Here is a 21,646-nt window from a genome sequence, read left to right on the forward strand (position 1 = left end):
CTACTAAATGTGTCCCAGGATGGAGACCGCCTTGAAGAGAACAATCACCACCGCCCTCGCCGCGTGCGTCGTCGCACTGTCGCTCACGGCCTGCGGGTCCGGCGGCAGCGACGACGACAGCGGCAACGCGGCCGACGAGCTGCGCCTCGGCATCGCCCTCGGCGACCTCGCGACGTTCGACCCCGCCCGGGTGCTCGCGGACGCGATGCAGCTCGTGATCCCGATGTACGCGGAGACCCTGGTCGACGTCGACCAGGACGACCCCAAGACCGTGCTGCCCAACCTGGCCACCTCCTGGGAGGCCTCCGAGGACCTGAAGACCTACACCTTCAAGCTCCGCGACGACGTCACCTTCCCGAGCGGCAACACCATGACCGCCGAGGACGTGAAGTTCAGCCTCGAGCGCGTCAAGAACGTCCAGGGCGCCTCGGCGTTCAAGATGGGCATCGTCGACTCGGTCAACGTCGTCGACGACACCACCGTCGAGTTCGTGCTGACCGGCCCGGACAGCTCCTTCCCCTCGCGCATGGCCGCTCCCTACCTGTCGGTCTTCGACTCCAAGGTGCTCCAGGAGAACGGCGCCGTCTCGGACGCCTCCGCCGTCACCGCGGACGACGCCCAGAAGTTCATGGACGAGACCACGGTCGGCACCGGCCCCTACGAGCTCGAGGAGTGGCGCCGCAACTCCGAGGTCGTCTTCAAGCTCCGTGACGACTACTGGGGCGAGGCCCCGGCGTTCGACACGATCGTCCTCGAGGACATCCGCGACGCCTCCACGCAGGCCCAGCTGGTCGAGCGCGGCGACATCGACATCGCGATGGACATCGAGCCCGACACCGCCGCCTCGCTCGAGGGCAAGGACGGCATCAAGGTCGTCACCGAGCCGTCGTTCAACATCAACTACCTGGCGATGAACCACAAGAGCAAGGACGCCCCCGAGCTCGCGGACGACCGCGTGCGCCAGGCGATCCAGATGGCCGTCGACTACGACGGCATCAGCTCGGCGCTCGCCGACGGCGCCCCGCGTCCCGCGGCCGTCGTCCCGATCGGCTTCGTGGGCTCCGACAAGGTCGAGCCGATCGGCTACGACCCCGACGCCGCCAAGAAGCTGCTCGACGAGGCCGGTGTCTCCGGTCTCGAGCTGGATGTCGAGTTCGCCAACGTCACCTGGTACGGCGTCTCCCAGCAGAGCCTGTGGGAGAAGCTGCAGTCCGACTTCGACAAGGTCGGCATCAAGGTCAACATCCGCCCGGTGGAGTACGAGAAGTGGATCGAGGGCTACCGCGCCGGCGAGTTCTCGATCACCTCGGGCCTGTGGGCGCCGGAGGACTTCGACTCCTCGTCCTACTTCGACCCGTTCGGTCGCGAGGCCGGCATCTACGGCGAGCGCACCTCGATGGACTTCCCGATCGGCCAGAAGCTCTACGACGAGTACCTCGCCGAGAAGGACCCGGCCGGCCGCGAGAGCATCGCCGAGGAGCTCATCACCGAGATGCGCGACGACGCGACGCTGATCCCGCTGTTCCAGGCCAACAAGTTCCTGGTGCACTCGGACGCCGTCACCGGGGTGCGCTACAGCCCCAACAAGCAGATCCGCCTCTCGGAGATCAAGCCCAGCTGATCCCCGCAGGCTGACCGGCCCGCTCCACCCGTTCCACCCGCGAGGCCCCCGACGACGACGTCGGGGGCCTCGCGGCACTCCCAGGAGGATCCCTGTGCGCATCACCGGCCGCACCGCCGTCATGTTCATCCTGTGCGACCCCGTCGACCACGTCCGCGGGAGCGACCTGCTCAACCGCCGCTTCGCCGCGGCCGGCGACGACGTGGCGGTGTCGCCGCTGCACGTGCTGCCCGAGGACCTCGCCGCGGTCGTCGGGACCCTGCGGGCCCTGCGCAACGTCGCCGGCTTCGGCGTGACCATCCCGCACAAGGTCGCGGTCGTCGACCGTCTCGACGACCTGACCGACCGTGCGCGCCTGGTCGGTGCCGTCAACTTCGTGCGCCGCGACGCCGACGGTCGGCTGACCGGCGACAACGTGGACGGCGGCGGCTTCCTCGCCGGTCTCGCCGCCGACGGCATCGCCGTCGAGGGTGCCTCCGTGCTGCTGGTCGGGGCCGGCGGCGCGGGACGCGCCCTGGCCTTCGCGGTGGCCGGGGCCGGTGCCCGGCGGCTGGCGATTCACAACCGCAGCGAGGACGCCGCGCGCGAGCTGGCCGCGGCGGTCGCGGCCGCCCGCCCGGGCTGCGAGGTCGTCGTCTCCGACGGCGACCCCGGGGCCGTCGACCTGCTCGTCAACGCCACCTCGCTCGGGCTGCGCGCCGGCGACCCGCTGCCTGCGGACGTCTCGCGGATGTCGCCCGGGGCAGCGGTCGCCGAGATCGTCATCGAGCCCCGGACGACGCCGCTGCTCGAGGCCGCCCTCGCCCGCGGCATGCGGGTGTCCTACGGGCAGTCGATGCTCGAGGGCCAGTTCGACCTGGTCCGCGCCTTCGTCTGGCCCGACCGGCTGCCGCCGCGCGTCTCCGAGGGCTGAGTCAGGACCAGGTGGTCTCGCCGTGCCGGTCCACGAACCGGCCGGAGGCGTGGCCGGGTCCCTCGGTCGCGAGCGCCACGACGGCGTCGGTCCCCTCGGTCACGGTCTGCGGGCCGCTGTGGGCGTTGAGGTCGGTCGCGGTGTAGCCGGGGTCGGCGGCGTTGATGCGGATGTCCGGGAAGGCCTTGGCGTACTGCGTCGTCAGCATCGTGAGGGCGGCCTTGGAGGCCGTGTAGACGGGTGCGACGACGTGCGACTCCGGGCGGGACGGGTCATGGGTGTGCTCGAGGGAGCCCATCCCGCTGCTGACGTTGACGATGACGGGGTCGGCCGATCGTCCCAGGAGCGGGAGGAAGGCGGTGGTCGTCCGGACGGCGCCGGCGACGTTGACGTCGAGCACGTCGAGGACGTCCTGGCCGCTGAGGTCGGCCGGCTCGACGCCGTAGGTGCCGGCGACGCCGGCGTTGTTGATGAGCACGTCGAGGTGTCCCTCGTGGCTCTCGACGTCGGCGGCGGCGGCCCGGACGGAGTCGTCGTCGGTGACGTCGATCTGGGCGAACCGGACGCCGAGGTCTCGCGCCGCGGCGGCGCCGCGCTCGGGGTCCCGCGCGCCCAGGATGACGGTGTGGCCGAGCTCGGCGAGGCGGCGGGCGGTCTCGAGGCCGAGGCCCTTGTTGGCTCCGGTGATGAAGGTGGTGGTCATGGCTCGATCCTGCGCGCTCCGGCAGGGCGCCACCAGGGACGTCGCGACGGTAGGAGCGGCAGTACCACCCAGGATCGCCCCGAGGGTGCGTCGGCGAGGGATGATGGTGGGGTGACGACCGCCAGCGACCTCGGCTCCACGATCCGTGCCTGGCGCGACCGGCTGGCACCGTCCGCCGCCGGGCTGCCCACCCGGCTCGGGCGGCGGACGACCGGGCTGCGCCGCGAGGAGCTGGCCGAGCTGGCCGGTGTCTCGGTCGACTACGTCGTACGCCTCGAGCAGGGCCGGGCCACGACGCCGTCGTCCCAGGTCGTCGCCGCGCTGGCCCGCGCCCTCCAGCTGAGCGCCGAGGAGCGCGACCACCTGTTCCGGCTGGCCTCCCTCGCGCCGCCCAGCAGCGGGCACGTCTCCGAGCACCTGTCCCCGAGCGTGCAGCGCGTCGTGTCGCGCCTGGGCGACGCGGCGGTCGCCGTCTTCGCCGCCGACTGGCAGCTGGTCTGGTGGAACCGCAGCTGGGCCGCGGTGCTCGGCGACCCGGCCGGCGTGCCGGTGCCCGTGCGCAACTTCGCCCGCTGCGTCTTCCCCCTCCCCGGAGACGGTGCCGCCGTCGCCCAGTGGCCCGTCGTCGTGCAGGACCAGGCGCACACCGAGGCCGCGGTGGCCTCCGACCTGCGTCGCGCCACCGGCCGCTTCCCCGACGATCCGCGGCTCCACGGCCTGGTCCGGAGCCTGCTGGCCGGCAACGCCCGCTTCGCCGAGCTGTGGGCCGCCGGCACGGTCAGCGCCCACCGCGAGGACCGCAAGGTGGTTCACCACCCCTCCGTCGGACCGATCTCCGTCGACTGCGACACCCTCACCGACGGCGACGCCGACCTCAAGATCGTCGTGATGTCCGCCGCCCCTGGCACCGAGGACGAGAGTTGCTTTCGCCTCGCCGTGGTCGTGGGCGCCCCGGACTCCGTGCCAGCCATGCCGAAGGCCTGACGATCAGCCCGAGGTCGACCTGGCGAGGAACTCGCGGACGGCGTTCTCGGTGAGCCGGGCGACGTTGTTGTCGAAGCCGTCGTAGGCCAGGCTGCCGGTCCACGAGATGGCGGCCGTCGACAGGACGGCGCCGCCCGCCGGCGTCTCGAAGTACGTGACGTCCGCCCGGACGTCGGGGTTGTTGGTGCCGTTGATCAGCGGCGTCGGCGCGGGCACGTTCTCGTTGGAGGCGAGGTAGTAGGCCGAGTGCGGCTGGGAGGTCGCCACGACCAGAGCGTGCCGCGGGGTGCCGAGACTGACGTCGGCGCGGTCGATCTCGTCGCCGGCGGCGCCGCCCAGCACGAGGCCGAAGTCGCCGATCACGTCGCCCTCGACGCCCTCGAAGAGGAACGCCGCGCGCTCGTCGTGCGAGGCCTCCGTGCGCTCGAAGCCGGGCGTGGCGTCGTCCCAGCCCTGTCCGGCCATGCCGATCCCGACCAGGAGGTTGGGCGCCCGGCCCCGCAGCCGCCAGAGCCCGCCCTCCTCCACCGACTGGCTCATGACCGTCTCGCCGGGCTCGCTCTGCCAGGTGCGGATGCCCTGGTGGCCACGGCGCATCTCGACCAGGTGCGGGCGGTCGAGGTCGGCGCTGGTCACCCAGTAGAAGCCGTTGCCGCCGAGGTAGACGATGCTGCCGCCGTCGTCCAGGAGGGCCTGGGCGGCGTCGAGCATCCGCTTGCTCCAGTACTCCGGGTGGCTGCCCGTGACCAGGACGCGGTGCCCGGCGAGGGCGTCGACACCCTGCTCGTGCAGCGCGTGGTCGGTCGTGACCGCGTGCTCGATGCCGAGGTGCCGCAGCCAGGTCGGGATGACCAGGTCGGCGGCGAAGTGGCGCGGCGCGTCCTGGATGGCGCTGCGGAAGTCCCAGCGCATGTTGAGGATCGGGCGCAGGTGCGAGGAGTAGCAGACTCCCGAGCCGTCGGTGTGGTGGTCGTAGAGGGAGCTGCCGAACTCGCGGTGCGCGTAGATCTGCTTGTCGCGGTCGCTGGGGATGACCTCGCGGTTGGTCAGGACGTCGCCGGAGTAGTCGAACTCCTCGGCCAGCCGGGCGTTGGCGTAGGCCAGGTAGGAGAACGTCGGCAGCAGGAACAGCACGCCGCCCGGACTCTGCGGCCGTACGACGACGGGCACGTGGTCCACCGAGTCGGAGCCCTCCACCAGCACCGCGTAGATCCCGCTCGGGAGGTCGTCGGGCAGGGCCAGCTCGTGCGTGACCGTCCAGCCGCAGTCCTCGAGGTCGTCGCTGTGGAAGTGCGCGGCGGCGTACTGGCCCGGCGCGAGGCGGTGGTCGACCTCGGTGGCGTCCCACCAGCGACCGGTGACGTTGCGGGTCGGGGCGTTGACGAGCAGTCCGTCCGGGGCGCCGTCGGTCGTGCCGCGGAACACCGTGGTGGCGAAGTCGCTGCCGAGGTCCCAGGCCGCGAGCGGGGCGTGGGCCCGGGGGTCGGTCGCCAGCTCCGCCAGGGCGTCCGCGTCGCGGGCGCCGTCGAGGACGGTGGGCGCGTCGAGCTTGCCGTCGTAGCAGTGGAGGCCGCGCGGGCTCCCGTCGGCGGCGGTGGTGGTGCCACCGGCCGCGAGCAGCAGGCGGTGCAGCGGCCCGAGCCCGCCCAGGTCGCCGCTCGCCTCGGTGGTGCGGGGCCGGTCGCCTGGCACGAGCCGGTCGAGCGGGCGCACGTGCAGCCGCAGGCTGCCGGCGAGGGGGTCGACCGAGAGGGCGAGGGTCACCCACTGCCGCAGCTGGAGCGGTACCTCGTCGACGACCTCGACCACCCGGCCGCCGGTGCGGACGCGCCCGGTGAGCACCCCGTCGGCGTCCGCGGTGAGCTCGACGGTGCCACCGACAGTGCCCTGGTCGCCGCCCAGGGACAGCAGGGTCGAGCCCTCGCTCGCGAAGCGCGTGGGCCAGGCGTGCACCACGACCGTGAGCCCGCCGTCGGCGGCGAGGTCGAGGCCGTCGACGAGGCCGAACGACCCCACGTGGATCGGCTGCGCCGTCCCCGAGGTCTCCTGGACGGGGACGGAGGCAACCGGCCGGTGCCGGTGCCGGATCCGCTCGGTGTCGCCGTCGGCCCAGGGCCGCACCAGCGACACCCGCAGCCGCTCCGAGCCCGACGACGTGTGCAGCCGGACGACCTCACCCGGGGCGTGGTCGAGGCGGTCGCAGTAGGCGAAGGTCTCCTGCTCCGAGGTGCCCGCCACCGCTCAGGAGGCCTGGCTGGTCGGGGCGATGACGACCTCGCGGACGCACACGTCCTGGGGGAGCTCGTAGAGGCCGACGATGGTCTCCGCGATCGTGGCCGCCTCCAGGCCGCCGCTCAGGCGGGTCTTGGTGGCCTCGTAGGACTCCTTGATGGCGGCGTCGGACACCGACACGAGGAGGTCGGTGTCGACGATCCCGGGGGAGACGAGGCTGAAGCGCACGCCGTCGTCGGCGTGCTCGCGGCGCATCGTCTCGGTCATGGCGTTCACGGCGAACTTGGTGCCGCTGTAGACCGCGTGGTTGGGGTAGACGTTGTGGCCGGCGATGGAGGAGATGTTGACGACCGTGCCGCGGCCGGCGGCGACCATGCCCGGCAGCACGAGCTGGGTGGCGGTCAGCAGGGCCAGGCAGTTGACGTCGAAGAGGGTGCGCCACTCCTCGGGGTCCTGGTCGACGACCCGCGACAGCGGCATCACCCCGGCGTTGTTGACGAGCAGGTCGGGGGCGCCGTGGCGCGCCGTCGCCTCGTCCAGCGCGGCGGCGAGCGCCTCACGGTCGGTCACGTCGACGGACCGGGCGAGGGAGTCGGGGACCTGCAGCTGCTCGATGAGCTCGGCGCGTCGGGCCAGGAGGAGGGTCGGGTAGCCCCGGCTGCCGAACGCCTGTGCCGTGGCGGCACCGATCCCGGAGCTGGCTCCGGTGATGACGACGAGCGGACGGTCCTGGGACATGCGGATCTCCTGGGGGGGATGGCGGACCTGGTGGTCCGGGTGGGGGTTCAGAGGCGCGAGGAGTTGCTCGCCCACTTCTCGGGTCGCAGGACCGGCGAGTCGAGGTGTCCCGACTTCTTGATCACCGCGAGGAAGGACTTCAGGTGGCGCTCCATCGCCTCGGAGGCCCGCTCGGGCTCCCGGGCGGCGATGGCCTCGACGATGTCGCGGTGCGCGCCGCGGGCGACGCAGACGTCGTCGTGGGACAGGCCGGCCTGCGGGGTGTGCCAGGCCGCGATGTTGAGGACGTAGCCGAGCGAGACCCGGTAGAACTCGTTGCCGCACGAGTCGGCGATGAGGTTGTGGAAGGACACCACGCCCTCGACGGTCTCCTGACCCTCGTCGTCGGTGGCGCGGAACATCGCCTCGATCTGCTCCTCGGTGGCGTGCGTGGCCGCGAGGCTGGCCGCCGCCGACTCCACCCCGAGGCGGAAGTGGAACAGGTCGCCGAGCGTGGCGTCGGACAGCGCGAGGAGGACGGCGATGGACCGGGTGGCCTGCGAGACGTCCGGGCGGCTGACCCGCACCCCGCCGTAGGGACCGCGGCGGGTGCTGATGAGGCCCTCGGACTCGAGCAGCCGCAGGGCCTCGCGGACCGTGCCGCGGCTGTAGCCGGTGCGCTCGATCAGCTCGCTCTCGTTGGGGAGGTCGCGACCCACCGGCATCTTGGTCACGACGATCTCGTCGCGCAGCTTGTCGGCGAGGACGGCGGAGGCCTTGGGCACCTTGGACTTGGGCCAGGGCGGCCGCTCGCTCTGGTCGGCCTTGATGAGGTCGCGACCGGAGAGGTCGTAGTTCATGGGGGGCTCCTGGGGTCTGGACGCCGGGAGGGGACCGGCGCTCACGAGTCTGCGCCACCGTGGCGCATGCGTCGGATCATCTCCTGCGACAGCCCCAGTGTCTGCAGCACCGCGTCGGTGTCCGCGCCGTGGCGCGGCGGCGCGGACGTGACGGGCAGGGAGGCCCCGTCGACGCGCAGCGGCGTCCGGACCTGCGGGACGCCGTCGACCTCGACCACCATCCGCTCGGCGATGACCGGGTCGGCGAAGACCTCGGGGAGCGTGTTGACCGGCGCGACAGGGACCTCGGCGGCGGTCAGGACCTCCAGCCAGTGCGCCCGGCCATGCGTCAGCAGCCGCGCCTCGAGCTCGGCCACGAGCTCGGCCCGGTGGGTCACCCGGGCCCGGTTGTCGACGAACCTCGGGTCCTCGGCGAGCTCGGGAGCGCCCAGGCCCTGCGCGAACCGCGAGAACTGGCGGTCGGTCCCGACGGCGACGGCCAGCGGCTGGTCGGCCGTCTCGAGCGTCTCGTAGGGCGCGATGCTCGGGTGCTGGTTGCCGAAGAGCGAGGGCTCCTTGCCGGCGGCGAGCCAGCCGGAGGCCATGTTGGCCAGCATCGAGACCTGCGCGTCGAGCAGCGAGATCTCGATGTGGCGGCCGCGGCCGGTGGTCTCGCGCTCGTGCAGCGAGCTCACGATCCCGAGCGCCGCGAACACCCCGGCGAACAGGTCGGTGACCGCGACGCCGACGCGGGTGGGGGTGCCGCCCTTGGCGCCGGTGATGGACATCAGGCCGCCCATGGCCTGGGCGAGGAAGTCGAAGCCCGGCCGCTCGGCGTAGGGGTTGTCGGAGCCGAAGCCCGAGATGGAGGCGGTGACCACGCGCGGGTTGTCGACGGCCACGGAGTCGCGGTCCAGGCCGAACGCCGCCAGCCGACCGGGCAGGAAGTTGTCGATGACCACGTCGGCGTGCCGCGCCAGGTGCTGCGCCACCCGGGCGCCGTCGGGGTCGGCGAGGTCGAGGCACACGCTGCGCTTGTTGTGGTTGACCGCCAGGAAGTAGGAGGCCGTCACGCCGTCGGGCGCGAACGGCGGGCCCCAGTGGCGGGTCTCGTCGCCACGCGAGGGCGACTCCACCTTGATCACGTCGGCGCCGAGGTCGGCGAGGTTCATGGTGGCGTAGGGACCGGCCAGGATCCGGGTGAGGTCGAGGACCCGCACCCCGGTGAGCGGTCCGGGCCGGGTCTCACCGGCGGGCCAGCCGGTCGACGACTCGACCGCGAGCTGCTCGTCCGCCTGCGTCTCGTCGGGCAGGTCGGTCACTGAGCGGCCTTGCTCGCCACCAGCTCGGCCATGCCCGGCTGGGCGAAGTGGCAGGCCACCATGTGCTTCTCGCCGTCGGTGCCGACGTCGCGGAACTCGGGCTTGTCGGTGGCGCAGATGTCCTGCGCCAGGGGGCAGCGGGTGCGGAAGACGCAGCCGCTGGGCGGGTTGAGCGGGCTGGGGACGTCGCCCTTGAGCAGGACGTGCTTGCGGTTGCGCTCCACGTCGGGGTCCGGGATCGGCACCGCCGACATCAGCGCCACCGTGTAGGGGTGCTGCGGGTCGTTGTAGACGGTGTCGCGCGACGCCAGCTCCATGGGCCGGCCGAGGTACATCACCAGGATCCGGTCGGAGATGTGGTGCACGGCCGACAGGTCGTGGGAGATGAAGAGGTAGGACAGGTCGCGCTCGCGCTGCAGCTCGCGGAAGAGGTTGAGCACCTGCGCGCGGATGGAGACGTCCAGGGCGGCGGTGGGCTCGTCGCAGATGATCAGGTCCGGCTCGACGGCCAGGGCCCGGGCGATGCCGATGCGCTGGCGCTGCCCGCCGGAGAACTCGTGGGGGTAGCGGTCCAGCGCCGACTCCGGCATGCCGACCAGGCCGAGCAGCTCGGCCACGCGCTCGCGGTGCTGGGCCTTGGGCAGCGTCTCGTGCACCAGCAGCGGCTCGGCGACGATCTGGCCCACGGTCATGCGCATGTTGAGCGAGGAGGTCGGGTCCTGGAAGACCATCTGCGTACGCCGCCGGGCGGCACGCACCTGCCGGTTCTTGAGCTTGGTGAGGTCGACGCCGTCCAGCATGATCGAGCCCGCCGTGGCCTTCACCAGGCCCTGGATCGCCAGGCCGGTGGTGGACTTGCCGCAGCCGGACTCGCCGACCACGCCCACGGTCTCGCCGTGCCCGATGGAGAAGTCCAGGCCGTCGACGGCCTTGACGACGCCGGAGCCGCCGCGGGCGCCGGCCTTGGCGTTGAAGTGGACGGCGAGGTCGGTGACCTCGAGCAGGGCGTCAGGCATGGGTCCTCGCCTCGTCGGCGGCGACGAAGCACGCCGCCTGGTGTCGGGGGGCCACGTCCACGAGCTCGGGCATCCGGCTCAGGCAGCGGTCCTCGCGCACGTCGCAGCGCGCGTAGAAGGGGCATCCGGGGGGCAGGTCGACCAGGCTCGGCGGGAGCCCGGGGATGGAGACCAGGTCGTTGCGGTCAGGGTCGCGCAGCCGCGGCACCGAGCCCAGCAGCGCGCGCGTGTAGGGGTGGCGCGGGTCGTGGAAGATCTCGCGCACGGGCCCCTGCTCGATGATCGAGCCGGCGTACATGACGGCCACCCGGTCGGCCAGGCCGGCGACCACGCCGAGGTCGTGGGAGACCCACACGATGGACAGGTCCTGGAAGGACCGGACCAGCTCGAGGATCTGGGCCTGGACGGTGACGTCGAGGGCGGTCGTGGGCTCGTCGGCGATGAGGACCTTGGGCTCGCCCGCCAGGGCCATCGCGATCATGGCCCGCTGGCGCATGCCGCCGGAGAGCTGGTGGGGGTACTGGTCCACCCGCTGCTGGGGGTCGGGGACGCCGACGCGCTCCAGCATCTCGATCGACAGCGCGCGCGCCTGCTTCTTGGAGAGCCCGCGGTGGCGGCGTACGCCCTCGCTGATCTGGCGACCCACGGTGAGGATCGGGTTGAAGGCGCTCAGGGAGTCCTGGAAGACCATCGAGATGTCGCGGCCCAGGACGTCGCGCAGCTCCTTGCGGGACAGCGAGAACAGGTCGACGCCGTCGACGAGCACCCGTCCGCCCGTCGTGCGCGACGGAGGCGTGGGCAGCAGGCGCAGCGCCGCGAGCAGGGTCGCGGTCTTGCCCGAGCCGGACTCGCCGACGATCGCCAGGCACTCGCCGGGCGCGACGGAGAACCCGACGTGGTTGACGGCCTTGGCGACGCCGGCGTTGGTGCGGAACTCGACCTGCAGGTCGTCGACCTCGAAGATCGGCTTCACGCCGGTGGGCGTCAGCGTCGTGGTCTCGGGGCCGGTCGTGAGGGGAGGCGTGGTGCTCATGCGGCGCGCTCACCCGCCTTGCCCAGGAACGTGCGGCGCAGGATGCGGGACATCGCCCCGCCGCCCTTGCTCCGCTGGGTGCGCATCTGGGGGTCGAACCGGTCTCGCATCGCGTCTCCGATGAAGTTGAAGGCGAGCACCATCGACAGGATCGCCAGGCCCGGGAAGAGGCCGAGCCACCAGCTGTCGATGCGCGACTGCGCCTCGCTGACCATGGCGCCCCACTCCGGGGTGGGGGGCACCGCGCCCACGCCGATGAAGCTCAGGCCGGCGGCCAGGAGGATGACCATGCCGAGGTCGACGGTGGCCTTGACGAGGATCGGCTGCAGGCCGAAGGGGAGCACGTGCACCCGGAAGACCCGGGCCCGCGAGCAGCCGATCGACTGCGCCGCGAGGACGTGCAGGTTGTTGCGGATCGAGAGGACCTGGCCGCGCATCAGTCGCGTGTACTCCGGCCAGGTCACGGCCGCGATCGAGATCACCACGTTGGTGGTGCTGGGGCCGAGCGCGGCGGCGATGGCCAGGGCCAGCACGATCGCGGGGAAGGACAGCACGATGTCGCTGATCCGCATGATGACCTCGTCGGCGATCCCGCCGAGGAAGCCGGCCACGGCGCCGATGAGGCAGCCGATGGCGACCGAGACCGCGACCGTGATGAGCGCGATGGGCAGCGAGAGCCGGGCGCCGTACATGACCCGGGCGAAGACGTCGCGGCCCAGGTTGTCGGTGCCGAACCAGTGCTCGCCGCCGGGGCCGGCGAGCCGGCCCTGGAGGTCCTGGTCGGTCACGGGGTCGAACGGCGTCCACCACGGGATGGTGATCGCGATGAGGACCCACAGCAGCACGAGGGTCACGCCGATGTTGAAGGCGAGCCGGCCGCCACCGCCGCCGCGGTCGGCCTTGCTCAGCGCGAACGTCGGGGTCACGGGCGCCCCGGACATCGTCTCGCCTGGGCCGGCGAGCGCGACCGGGGAGGTCGCGTCGGTCGCGTCGCCAGGACGCTGCATGTCCGTCATGTCATTCCCCCAGCCGGATGCGTGGATCGAGGGCGGCGTAGACGATGTCCACCACCGCGTTGGTGACGACGTAGACCGCGCCGATGAGCACCGTCACGCCGAGGATGGCCTGGTAGTCGAGGGCCTTGGCCGCGTCGACGGCGTAGCGCCCGATGCCCGGCCACGAGAAGACGGTCTCGGTCAGCACCGCGCCGGCCAGCAGCCCGCCGATGGCCAGGCCGAGGACGGTCACGGTGGGGATCAGCGCGTTGGGCAGGATGTGGAACTGCAGCAGGGTGCGCGCCGAGACGCCCTTGGAGCGCGCCGTCACCAGGTGCGGCGCGCGCAGCACCTCGAGCATGGAGGCGCGGGTCATCCGGGCGAGCAGGCCCAGGAAGAACGAGCCCAGGACGAACGCCGGCAGCAGCAGGTGCCGCATCGCGTCCCACATGGTGCCGAAGTCGCCGGTGATGAGGGCGTCGAAGGTGTAGAGGCCGGTGATGTGCGTCGGCGGCTCGAAGTCGCGGCCGAGGCGTCCCTCCGGGCCGGGCAGCACGTCGAAGCGCAGATAGAAGACCTGGAGGCCGATGATGCCGAGCCAGAAGACCGGCACGCCGGAGGCCACCAGGGCGATCGTGCGGACCACGAGGTCGGGCCACTTGTTGTGGTAGAACGCCGCGACCGAGCCGAGCACGAGGCCCAGCACGCCGGCGACGACGATCGCGGCCAGCGCCAGCTCGACGGTGGCCGGGAAGAACTCGAGCAGGTCGTCGGCCACGCCGCGCCGGGTCAGCGTCGACTGGCCCATGTCGCCGGTGACGAGGTGCTGCAGGTAGACCCAGAAGCGCTCGTAGATCGGCGCGTCCAGCCCCCACTCCTTCTCGTACGCCGCCCGCGCGACCGGGTCGCTGCCCCCGACGTCGCCGAGGAGACGGGCCAGCGGGTCACCCGGCAGGTAGTTCGCCAGCACGAAGGCCACGACGAGCAGGCCCAGCAGGGTGGGAAGGGCGAGGAGCAGGCGGCGTGCCGCGAACCGTACGAGTCCCACGTGCGATGTCCTCCGACAGCCATAGAATTTGTAGATTGATTATCCTATAGTGAGGTGACCCAGACCATAAGTCAACGACCTGGTCCGGGCCCTGACACGCAGTCGCGGCCCGATCGCCGGCCACCCCAGGAGGTCCCGTGCGGCACCCCGAAGACACGCAGCCACCCACGCCCGACCAGCTGGCGCTGCTGGCGGACCGCGCCACCTTCATCCGCTCGGAGACGGTACGCCTCGCTGCGATCGCGGGTGCCGGCCACTACACCTCGGTGTTCTCGATCGCGGAGATCCTCGCGACGCTCTACTACGGCCAGCTGCGGCTCACGCCGGACGAGCCGCGCGACCCCGACCGCGACCGGGTGATCCTCAGCAAGGGCCACGCGGCCATCGGGCTCTACCCGGTCCTGGCGGACCTCGGCTACTTCGAGCCGTCCGCGCTCGACGACTACACCCGGCTCGGCTCGCCGTTCGGCGACCACCCCGACATGAAGAAGGTGCCGGGCATCGACTTCAGCTCCGGCTCGCTCGGGCACGGTCTCTCGATCGGCGTCGGCATGGCCCTGGGCGGGCGCCTCGGCGGCCGCGACTACCGCACCTGGGTGCTGCTCGGCGACGCCGAGCTCAACGAGGGCCAGGTGTGGGAGGCCGCGATGAGCGCCGCCCACTTCGGCCTGGGCAACCTGGTCGCCGTGGTCGACAACAACCAGCTCGGCATCGACGGGATGACCCGCGACACGATGGCCGTCGAGCCGCTGCGCGAGCGCTTCGAGAGCTTCGGCTGGGAGGTGCAGCGCGTCGACGGCCACGACGTGGGCGCCCTGCTGGCGGCGTACGCCGCGCTGCCGGACACCGCTCACCGCGTCCCGCAGGTGATCGTCGCCGACACCGTCAAGGGCCGGGGCGTGCGTGCCATGGAGTACAGCCCCGACTGGCACGTCGGCAACCTGGTCGGCGAGGACTACGACGACGTCATGGCCGAGATCGCGGCCGGTCTGCGACCCCTGGAGGCACGCGCATGAGCGAGGACACCACCACCCTGCCCGAGGGCGCGGCCCCCGACGCCGCCGCGGCCGCCGCGGAGGCGGCGCAGGAGCAGTCCGACATCTTCAACGGCACCGGCCGGACCGGGCTGCGCAACGCCCGCTCCTCCGACGGCAACGACACCCGCGCCATCCCGGCGTTCGTGTTCGGCGAGGAGCTCGCCGACCTCGCCGACGTCGACCCGCGCGTGGTCGTGCTGACCGCCGACCTGGCGCGCGCCAACCGCGCCGTGGACTTCGCCGAGCGCCACCCCGACCGGTTCTTCAACGTCGGGATCGCCGAGAAGAACATGATCACGGTGGCGGCGGGGCTCGCGTCGTGCGGCTACGTGCCGTTCGCCGCGACGTTCGCGTCGTTCGCCGCCCTGCTCGGCTGCGAGCAGATCCGCACCGACTGCGCCTACCCGAAGATGCCGGTGCGGGTGGTCGGCCACCACTCCGGGGTGTCCATGGGGTTCTACGGCACCAGCCACCACAGCCCCGAGGACCTCGGGATCATGCGGACCATCGCCGACCTCACCGTCGTCTGCGCCACCGACGCCAACCACCTCCGCGCGCTCCTGCGCGCGAGCCTGGACCACCCGGGGGCGATGTACCTGCGCCTGGGCCGCGGCCGTGACCGCGACGTCTACGACGAGGTGCCCGACCTGACCATCGGCAAGGCCATCACGGTGCGGCCCGGCGACGACCTCACGATCATCGCGACCGGCACCGAGGTCGAGCCGTCGCTGCGCGCCGCCGAGGCGCTGGCGGAGTCGGGGCACAGTGTCGGGGTGATCGACATGTTCACCGTCAGCCCGCTGGACACCGAGGCCGTGCTCAGCGCCGCCGCGCGCACCGGCGCGGTCCTCACCGTCGAGGAGGCCAACGTGACCAACGGCCTCGGCACCGCGGTCGCGGAGTGCCTCTTCCAGTCCGGGACGGGTCAGCCCGTCCGCTTCCGCAAGGTCGGCATCCCCGATGCCTACGTGCCCGTCGGGCCTCCGGCCGCGCTCTACGCCCACTACGGGCTGGACGCCGCCGGCATCACGAAGACCGCCAAGGAGATGCTCGTATGACCACGACCCAGACCACCAGCACCGACCAGGCGCTGCGCGCCCGCGCCCGCGGCGTGATCCCCGGTGGCATGTACGGCCACATGTCGATGGGCCCGATGCCGCCGTCGTACCCGCAGTTCATGGCGCGGGGCGAGGGCGCGCGGCTGTGGGACGTCGACGGGCGCGAGTACGTCGACCTCATGTGCGGCTGGGGGACCATCGTCCTGGGCCGCCAGCACCAGGAGGTGGACGCCGCCGTCGCGGCCCAGCTCGGCAACGGCGACTGTCTCAACGGCCCCGGCCCGGTCATGGTCGACCTGGCCGAGCTGCTGGTCGAGACGATCCCCAGCGCGGACTGGTCGATGTTCGCCAAGAACGGCACCGACGCGACGACCATGTCGGTGACGATCGCCCGTGCGGCGACCGGCCGTCGCCGGGTGCTGATGGCCAACGGCGCCTACCACGGTGCGGCGCCCTGGTGCACGCCCGGACCGTCCGGCGTGCTGCCCGAGGACCGCGCGTTCATCGACAAGTTCGACTACAACGACGTCGAGTCGCTGCGCGCCGCCGTGGCCGCGGCCGGCGACGACCTCGCCGCGATCATCGTGTCGCCGGTGCGCCAGGACAACCGCCGCGACCAGGAGCTCGCGCTGCCGGAGTTCGCCCGCGAGGTGCGCGAGCTGGCGACGTCCTCGGGCGCGGTGCTGATCCTCGACGACGTGCGCTGCGGCTTCCGCCTCGACGTGCGCGGCAGCTGGGAGCCGCTCGGGGTCCGCCCCGACCTCACCGCGTGGTCCAAGGCCATCGCCAACGGCCACCCGCTGGCCGCCGTGACCGGCATCGACAGCCTGGCCGAGGCGGCCTCGTCCATCTACACGACCGGGTCGTTCTGGTTCGCCCCGGCCGCGATGGCGGCCGCGATCACCACGATCACGCTGCTCCGCGACACCGACGCCATGGCGCACACCCACCGGATGGCGCAGCTGATGCGCGACGGCATCGAGGAGCAGGCACGTCGCCACGGCCTGGAGATCCGCCAGTCCGGCCCGGCCGCGATGCCGCTGGTGCTCTTCGAGGGCGACACCGACCTGTCCACCGTGGCCTCCTGGGCCGACGAGTGCGTCAGCCGCGGGGTCTACCTGCACCCCTGGCACAACTGGTTCTACACCGCCGCGCACCAGCCCGAGGACATCGCCTGGGCGCTCGAGCGCACCGACGACGCGTTCGCGGCCGTCGCCGCGCGCCGTTCGGCGTAGGCCGGCAGGTTTTTCAGCAGATGCTGAAAAACCTGCGCTTCTGGGCTGGAATTCTGGCCCAGAAGCGACAGTACATGCCCAGAAGGTGCCTCCGCCGCGCGTCGTGGGGCTGACGCACCCGGCAGGAGAGACGACGAGGGGCGGCCCCGCACGGCGGGACCGCCCCTCTCGTCGTCCCCGGTCCGCGGCGCAGGGCCGCACGGGGGTTCAGCCCCGCGGGCGGAGCCCGGTGACGACGGCCTTGGAGTGGAGGTAGCCCTCGAGCGCCTCGGTGCCGTTCTCGGCGCCGATCCCGGACTCCTTGATCCCGCCGAAGGGGATCTGCGCGCCGCTCACGGCGACGGTGTTGACGCCGACGATGCCGACCTCGAGCAGCTCGGCGGCCCGGGTGGCGGTGGTGAGGTCGTCGGAGAAGAGGTAGCCCGCGAGCCCGTACGGCGTGCCGTTGGCGCGCGCGATCGCCTCGTCGAACGTCGCGAACGTCGCCACCGGGGCGATCGGCCCGAACGGCTCGGTCTGCATGATCGCCGCGCTCTCCGGCACCCCGCTGAGGACGGTGGGGGTGTAGAAGTAGCCGGCCGTGTCCTCGACCCGGTGCCCGCCGGTCCGCACCTGCGCGCCCTGGCGCACGGCGTCCTCGACGAGCTCGCCGGCACGCGCCAGCCCGCGGGCGCTGGCGAGCGGGCCGACGTCGGTGCCGTCGGCCAGGCCGGAGCCCACCGTCAGCGCCGCCGTGGCGGCGGTGAAGGACTCGAGGAACGCCTCGGCGATGGTGTCCTGGACGTAGAAGCGGGTCGCCGCGATGCACACCTGGCCGGCGTTGCGGAACTTGCCGGCGGCGCACAGCCGGCCCGCGAGCTCGGGGTCGGCGTCGCCGAAGACCAGGACCGGGGCGTGCCCGCCGAGCTCCATCGACACGTTCTTCACGCCCTGCGCGGCCAGCCCGAGCAGGTGCCTGCCCACGGGGACCGAGCCGGTCAGGCTCACCTTGCGGATGACCGACGAGCCGATGAGCTGCTCGCTGATGGCCGCGGGGTCGCCGGTCACGACGTTGAGCACGCCCGGCGGCAGGCCGGCGTCGGTGAGCGCGGTCGCCATGGCCAGCGCGGCGCCGGGCGCCTCCTCGGCGGGCTTGAGCACGACCGAGCAGCCGGCCGCCAGCGCGGGGGCGACCTTGCGGGCCGCGAGGAGGACCGGGAAGTTCCACGGCGTGAACGCCGCCACGGGACCGATCGGCTGGCGCAGCACCTGCATCCGCTGGTCGGGGTTGCGCGAGGACACGGTGCGGCCGTAGATGCGGCGGGCCTCGTCGGCGTACCAGTCGAACTGCTCGACCGTCGCCTGGAGCTCCGCGCGGGCCTCGGCGAGCGGCTTGCCCTGCTCGCGGGTCAGCATCGTGGCGATCTCGTCGGTGCGCTCGTCGAGGAGGGTGGCGGCCCGGCGCAGGACGCCGCTGCGCTCCCACGGGGTGACGGCCTTCCAGGCCTCCCAGCCGGTCGCCGACGACGCGAGCGCCCGGTCGAGGTCGGCCGCGCTCGCGCGGGGCGTGCTGGCGATCACCTCGCCGGTCGCGGGGTCCTCGATGTCGACGACGGCGCCGTCGGAGGCGGCGACCTGGTCGCCGTCGATGAGCATGGCGTGGACGTGGGTCATGGCAGGCGCTCCGCGGGTCGGTGGGGTGGGGTCGGTCAGGGGGTGAGGACGGCGGCGTCGCGCACGAAGGCCTCGAGCTGGTCCCAGTCCCTCAGCAGGCCGTCCGAGCCGAGGCCGGAGGCGACCAGCGCGGCCGCGCCCGAGGCGCGGCGCAGCGAGTCCTCGACGGAGTCGCCGCGGACGGTGCTGAGCAGGAACGTCGCGCAGAACGAGTCGCCGCAGCCGGTGGTGTCGACGACGTCGACGCGGAACGCCGGCTGGTGCACGAGCCGCTCGGCGTCGCGGTAGACCGCGCCGTGCTCCCCGCAGGTGACGACGACGGCGCGCGGCCCGTGCTCGAGGAGCCGGCCCGCGACCTCCTCGGGGGTGCCGTCGCCGACCAGGCCGACGGCCTGCTCGAGGTTGGGCATGAAGTAGTCGGCTCCGGGGAGCAGCTCGAGCAGGTCGGCCCCGAGCCACTGCGCGGAGGACTGGAAGTCCAGCGAGACGACGGCGCCGGCGGCCCGCGCCGCGCGCATGACCTCCAGCGACCGGGGCCGGTCCAGGGCGCTCATGGCGTCCAGCCCGCCTACGTGCACGCCGGCGAAGCCCTGCAGGTCCGGCGGTCCGAGGTCGTCCCAGGTCGCGATGCCGTTGGCGCCCTTGACGTGCAGCGCCGGCCGGTCGCCGTTGGGCCGCACGAGCAGGATCGAGGCCGACGTCTGCACCCCGTCGAGGTGGACGACGCCCGCGGTGTCGATGCCGTGGCCCTGCAGGCTGCTGAGGAGGAAGGCGCCGATCTCGTCGTTGCCCACGGCGCCGTACGTCGCCACGTCCGCGCCCAGCAGCGCCAGGTCGACCGCGACCCCGGCGGCGGTGCCGGCCGGGGCGACGCGGATCTCCTGCAGGCGCAGGCTGTTCTGGCCGCTGGGCAGGTGGTCGACCGGCGCGCCCAGGGTGTCGAGGATGTGGACGCCGACGGTCGCGATCCGGGGCCGGGTGGTGTCGGTGGTCTCGGGCTCTGTCACGGGCTGGGTCTCGGGCTGGGTCATCGGGTCCTTCACAGTCGGTAGCCGGTCTGCTGAGCGCTGCGCGCGACGTCCTCGAGCTCGGCCATCGTGAGCTCGGCCGGCTCGCCGAGCGTGGCGGCGCGGCAGTAGAGCTGGCACAGCCACTCGAGCTTCTCGGCGTTCTGGGTGGCCTCCTCCAGGTCCGTCCCGTAGGCCACGGCGCCGTGGTTGCGCATCAGGGCCGCGCGCCGGTCGCGCAGCGCCGTCGACACGTGCTCCGCGAGCTCCGGGCTGCCGAACGTCGCGTACGGCGCGACCCGGACGGGCCCGCCGAGGGCGCGGATGGCGTAGTGGACGCTCGGGAGCGTGTCGCGGACGAGCCCGAGCGCGGTCGCCCAGGGCGCGTGGGTGTGGACGACGGCCCGTGCGTCCTGCGACCCTCGGTAGACCGCCAGGTGGAGGGGGGCCTCGGAGGAGGGCGGGAGCGGGGCGTCGACCACCGTGCCGTCGCGGAGGTCGAGCGTCGCGAGCTGGTCGGGCACCATCTGCTCGTAGTCGACACCGGAGGGCGTGATGAGGACCTGGTCGCCCACCCGGGCACTCACGTTGCCGGACGTCCCGGTGACCAGCCCGGAGCGCAGCATCCGCCGCGAGACGTCGACGACCTGGCGGCGTACCTCGTGCTCCGACGTGGCGTGCATCACGGCCTTTCCAGAGGGTCGACGTACCGTGGGTGATTAAGTATATTAAACCTCACTTAGTCGAAGATGTTCAAGGAGATCGCCGTGGACGCCCAGCACGACCTGCTCGATGTGGACCACCTGCTCGATGACGAGGAGCGTGCGATCCGCGACACTGCCCGACTCTTCGCACAGAAGCGCCTCGCCCCCCACGTCGCCGAGTGGTTCGAGTCCGGCACGCTGCCGGCACGCGAGATCGCTCGGGAGATGGGGGAGGCCGGCCTGCTCGGCATGCACCTCGAAGGGTACGGCTGCGCCGGCGTCTCGTCGCTGGCCTACGGCCTGGCCAGCGCGGAGCTGGAGGCGGTCGACAGCGGCCTGCGCTCGCTGTTCTCCGTGCAGGGCTCGCTGGCGATGTACTCGATCCACGCCAACGGCTCCGAGGAGCAGCGCCAGCAGTGGCTGCCGGGCATGGCAGCCGGCACCTACGTCGGCGCCTTCGGCCTGACCGAGCCCGACCACGGCTCCAACCCCAAGGGCATGCGCACCAAGGCCCGCCAGGACGGCAGCGACTGGGTCCTCAACGGCTCGAAGATGTGGATCACCAACGGCAGCATCGCCGACGTCGTGATCATCTGGGCCCAGACCGACGAGGGCGTCCGCGGCTTCGTCGTGCCGACCGACACCCCCGGCTTCTCGGCGCGCGACATCAAGCAGAAGATGTCGATGCGCGCCTCGGTGACCAGCGAGCTCGCGCTCGAGGACGTCCGGCTCCCGCACGACGCCATGCTGCCCGGCGCCCGCGGCCTCAGCGGCCCGCTCGGCGCCCTCAACGAGGCCCGCTTCGGCATCCTCTTCGGCACCACCGGCGCCGCGCGCTCCTGCGTCGAGACCGCGATCGAGTACGCCAAGACGCGCGTGCAGTTCGACCGGCCCATCGCCGCCTTCCAGCTCACCCAGCAGAAGCTGGCCGACATGAGCCTCGAGCACGGCAAGGCGCTGCTGCTCGCGGTGCACCTCGGCCGCCTCAAGGAGGCCGGCCGGCTCACGCACGCCCAGGTGAGCGCCGGCAAGCTCAACAACACCCGGGTCGCGCTCGACATCGCGCGCACCGCGCGCACCGTGCTGGGCGCCAACGGAGTCTCCGGCGAGTACCCCGTGATGCGCCACGCCAACAACCTCGAGTCGGTCCTGACCTACGAGGGGACGGCCGAGATCCACACCCTCACCATCGGGCGGGCCCTGACGGGCATCTCCGCCTTCGAGTGACCTCCCACCTCCGCGAGACCCCCCGACGATGAAGGAGCAGCACCGGTGAAGATCGGCGTCCCGAAGGAAGTCAAGAACCACGAGTACCGGGTGGCGATCACGCCGGTGGGGGTGCACGAGCTGACCGCTCATGGTCACGAGGTGTTCGTCCAGGCCGGTGCGGGGGTGGGTTCCTCGATCGCCGATGAGGAGTACGTCGCGGCGGGGGCCGTGATCGTGGCGGACGCGGATGCCGCGTGGGGCACCGACGGGTCGATCGACCTGGTGCTGAAGGTCAAGGAGCCGGTGGCGGAGGAGTATCA

Annotated in this window: 19 protein-coding genes and 1 pseudogene; 8 read left to right on the top strand and 12 right to left on the bottom strand. The window is 72.4% G+C overall.

The window, feature by feature from the left end; genetic code table 11:
* The first annotated feature begins 19 nt into the window (after positions 1-19).
* Both E4622_RS13705 and E4622_RS13710 read left to right on the top strand, forming a co-directional pair.
* Entirely contained in the window at positions 20-1,621 is a 1,602-nt protein-coding gene (locus tag E4622_RS13705) for an ABC transporter substrate-binding protein (RefSeq protein WP_167736076.1), read from the top strand.
* A gap of 94 nt (positions 1,622-1,715) precedes the next feature.
* On the top strand, positions 1,716-2,534 hold the full coding sequence (locus tag E4622_RS13710; RefSeq protein ID WP_134740699.1) for a shikimate dehydrogenase: 819 nt from the start codon (positions 1,716-1,718) through the stop codon (positions 2,532-2,534).
* Position 2,535: 1 nt separating this feature from the next.
* Here the strand turns inward: E4622_RS13710 and E4622_RS13715 are convergent, their stop codons facing one another.
* Positions 2,536-3,237: an SDR family NAD(P)-dependent oxidoreductase gene (locus E4622_RS13715; protein WP_134740700.1), complete on the bottom strand. Its 702-nt coding sequence runs from the start codon at positions 3,235-3,237 to the stop codon at positions 2,536-2,538.
* Positions 3,238-3,348: 111 nt separating this feature from the next.
* Between E4622_RS13715 and E4622_RS13720 the strand changes: the two genes are divergently transcribed.
* Positions 3,349-4,221, top strand: a complete 873-nt coding sequence (locus E4622_RS13720) for a helix-turn-helix transcriptional regulator (RefSeq protein WP_134740701.1) — start codon at positions 3,349-3,351, stop codon at positions 4,219-4,221.
* Between the two features lie 3 nt (positions 4,222-4,224).
* Here E4622_RS13720 and E4622_RS13725 read toward each other — a convergent pair whose 3' ends face one another.
* Genes E4622_RS13725 through E4622_RS13760 form a run of 8 tightly spaced genes read right to left on the bottom strand, consistent with a single transcriptional unit; the run spans position 4,225 to position 13,423 of the window.
* Complete coding sequence (locus E4622_RS13725) at positions 4,225-6,459, bottom strand: N,N-dimethylformamidase beta subunit family domain-containing protein (RefSeq protein ID WP_134740702.1); 2,235 nt, start codon at positions 6,457-6,459, stop codon at positions 4,225-4,227.
* A gap of 3 nt (positions 6,460-6,462) precedes the next feature.
* Positions 6,463-7,191 carry an SDR family oxidoreductase gene (locus E4622_RS13730; protein WP_134740703.1) on the bottom strand — a complete coding sequence of 243 codons (729 nt, stop codon included), beginning with the start codon at positions 7,189-7,191 and terminating at the stop codon, positions 6,463-6,465.
* A 47-nt stretch (positions 7,192-7,238) separates the two neighbouring features.
* Positions 7,239-8,030 carry an FCD domain-containing protein gene (locus E4622_RS13735; protein ID WP_134740704.1) on the bottom strand — a complete coding sequence of 264 codons (792 nt, stop codon included), beginning with the start codon at positions 8,028-8,030 and terminating at the stop codon, positions 7,239-7,241.
* 41 nt (positions 8,031-8,071) lie between these two features.
* Complete coding sequence (locus E4622_RS13740; protein ID WP_209021909.1) at positions 8,072-9,331, bottom strand: CaiB/BaiF CoA-transferase family protein; 1,260 nt, start codon at positions 9,329-9,331, stop codon at positions 8,072-8,074.
* Entirely contained in the window at positions 9,328-10,347 is a 1,020-nt protein-coding gene (locus tag E4622_RS13745) for an oligopeptide/dipeptide ABC transporter ATP-binding protein (protein ID WP_134740705.1), read from the bottom strand. Before E4622_RS13745 ends, E4622_RS13740 begins: the two co-directional genes overlap by 4 nt.
* The gene (locus tag E4622_RS13750; protein WP_134740706.1) at positions 10,340-11,380 is read right to left on the bottom strand and encodes an ABC transporter ATP-binding protein; all 1,041 of its coding nucleotides are present in this window, start codon (positions 11,378-11,380) and stop codon (positions 10,340-10,342) included. The genes E4622_RS13745 and E4622_RS13750 overlap by 8 nt, the downstream gene beginning before the upstream one ends.
* The gene (locus E4622_RS13755; RefSeq protein WP_209021910.1) at positions 11,377-12,396 is read right to left on the bottom strand and encodes an ABC transporter permease; all 1,020 of its coding nucleotides are present in this window, start codon (positions 12,394-12,396) and stop codon (positions 11,377-11,379) included. Before E4622_RS13755 ends, E4622_RS13750 begins: the two co-directional genes overlap by 4 nt.
* A gap of 1 nt (position 12,397) precedes the next feature.
* Positions 12,398-13,423, bottom strand: coding sequence for an ABC transporter permease (locus E4622_RS13760; RefSeq protein ID WP_134740707.1), 1,026 nt, complete (start codon positions 13,421-13,423; stop codon positions 12,398-12,400).
* Between the two features lie 137 nt (positions 13,424-13,560).
* On the opposite strand from E4622_RS13760, the gene E4622_RS13765 reads away from it, so the two are divergent.
* From E4622_RS13765 to E4622_RS13775, 3 genes are read left to right on the top strand one after another with little or no spacing between them, the layout of a single operon-like run.
* Complete coding sequence (locus tag E4622_RS13765) at positions 13,561-14,439, top strand: transketolase (protein ID WP_134740708.1); 879 nt, start codon at positions 13,561-13,563, stop codon at positions 14,437-14,439.
* Positions 14,436-15,518: a transketolase C-terminal domain-containing protein gene (locus tag E4622_RS13770; protein WP_134740709.1), complete on the top strand. Its 1,083-nt coding sequence runs from the start codon at positions 14,436-14,438 to the stop codon at positions 15,516-15,518. The genes E4622_RS13765 and E4622_RS13770 overlap by 4 nt, the downstream gene beginning before the upstream one ends.
* Positions 15,515-16,753 (top strand): aminotransferase class III-fold pyridoxal phosphate-dependent enzyme, encoded by a 1,239-nt coding sequence (locus tag E4622_RS13775; RefSeq protein ID WP_134740710.1) that lies wholly within the window; start codon positions 15,515-15,517, stop codon positions 16,751-16,753. Before E4622_RS13770 ends, E4622_RS13775 begins: the two co-directional genes overlap by 4 nt.
* 207 nt (positions 16,754-16,960) lie before the next feature.
* Here the strand turns inward: E4622_RS13775 and E4622_RS13780 are convergent, their stop codons facing one another.
* Genes E4622_RS13780 through E4622_RS13790 form a run of 3 tightly spaced genes read right to left on the bottom strand, consistent with a single transcriptional unit; the run spans position 16,961 to position 20,096 of the window.
* Positions 16,961-18,406, bottom strand: a complete 1,446-nt coding sequence (locus E4622_RS13780) for an NAD-dependent succinate-semialdehyde dehydrogenase (RefSeq protein WP_134740711.1) — start codon at positions 18,404-18,406, stop codon at positions 16,961-16,963.
* Between the two features lie 35 nt (positions 18,407-18,441).
* Positions 18,442-19,437 (bottom strand): carbohydrate kinase family protein, encoded by a 996-nt coding sequence (locus tag E4622_RS13785; protein WP_134740712.1) that lies wholly within the window; start codon positions 19,435-19,437, stop codon positions 18,442-18,444.
* Between the two features lie 8 nt (positions 19,438-19,445).
* Entirely contained in the window at positions 19,446-20,096 is a 651-nt protein-coding gene (locus E4622_RS13790) for a class II aldolase/adducin family protein (RefSeq protein ID WP_134740713.1), read from the bottom strand.
* Between the two features lie 66 nt (positions 20,097-20,162).
* Between E4622_RS13790 and E4622_RS13795 the strand changes: the two genes are divergently transcribed.
* The gene (locus E4622_RS13795; protein WP_134740714.1) at positions 20,163-21,344 is read left to right on the top strand and encodes an acyl-CoA dehydrogenase family protein; all 1,182 of its coding nucleotides are present in this window, start codon (positions 20,163-20,165) and stop codon (positions 21,342-21,344) included.
* Positions 21,345-21,389: 45 nt separating this feature from the next.
* Positions 21,390-21,646, top strand: a pseudogene (locus E4622_RS13800) (alanine dehydrogenase); the annotation flags it as partial.

The sequence above is a fragment of the Nocardioides sp. 503 genome (genome assembly GCF_004522095.1).
Taxonomy (GTDB): domain Bacteria; phylum Actinomycetota; class Actinomycetes; order Propionibacteriales; family Nocardioidaceae; genus Nocardioides.

What these genes read in the sequence shown, in the direction of transcription:
- E4622_RS13705 (WP_167736076.1), top strand. Translation starts at nt 20, where the DNA reads ATGGAGACCGCCTTGAAGAGAACAATCACCACCGCCCTCGCCGCGTGC.
- E4622_RS13715 (WP_134740700.1), bottom strand. Translation starts at nt 3,237, where the DNA reads ATGACCACCACCTTCATCACCGGAGCCAACAAGGGCCTCGGCCTCGAG.
- E4622_RS13730 (WP_134740703.1), bottom strand. Translation starts at nt 7,191, where the DNA reads ATGTCCCAGGACCGTCCGCTCGTCGTCATCACCGGAGCCAGCTCCGGG.
- E4622_RS13735 (WP_134740704.1), bottom strand. Translation starts at nt 8,030, where the DNA reads ATGAACTACGACCTCTCCGGTCGCGACCTCATCAAGGCCGACCAGAGC.
- E4622_RS13745 (WP_134740705.1), bottom strand. Translation starts at nt 10,347, where the DNA reads ATGCCTGACGCCCTGCTCGAGGTCACCGACCTCGCCGTCCACTTCAAC.
- E4622_RS13750 (WP_134740706.1), bottom strand. Translation starts at nt 11,380, where the DNA reads ATGAGCACCACGCCTCCCCTCACGACCGGCCCCGAGACCACGACGCTG.
- E4622_RS13755 (WP_209021910.1), bottom strand. Translation starts at nt 12,396, where the DNA reads ATGACGGACATGCAGCGTCCTGGCGACGCGACCGACGCGACCTCCCCG.
- E4622_RS13770 (WP_134740709.1), top strand. Translation starts at nt 14,436, where the DNA reads ATGAGCGAGGACACCACCACCCTGCCCGAGGGCGCGGCCCCCGACGCC.
- E4622_RS13775 (WP_134740710.1), top strand. Translation starts at nt 15,515, where the DNA reads ATGACCACGACCCAGACCACCAGCACCGACCAGGCGCTGCGCGCCCGC.
- E4622_RS13780 (WP_134740711.1), bottom strand. Translation starts at nt 18,406, where the DNA reads ATGACCCACGTCCACGCCATGCTCATCGACGGCGACCAGGTCGCCGCC.
- E4622_RS13785 (WP_134740712.1), bottom strand. Translation starts at nt 19,437, where the DNA reads ATGACCCAGCCCGAGACCCAGCCCGTGACAGAGCCCGAGACCACCGAC.
- E4622_RS13790 (WP_134740713.1), bottom strand. Translation starts at nt 20,096, where the DNA reads ATGCACGCCACGTCGGAGCACGAGGTACGCCGCCAGGTCGTCGACGTC.
- E4622_RS13795 (WP_134740714.1), top strand. Translation starts at nt 20,163, where the DNA reads ATGTTCAAGGAGATCGCCGTGGACGCCCAGCACGACCTGCTCGATGTG.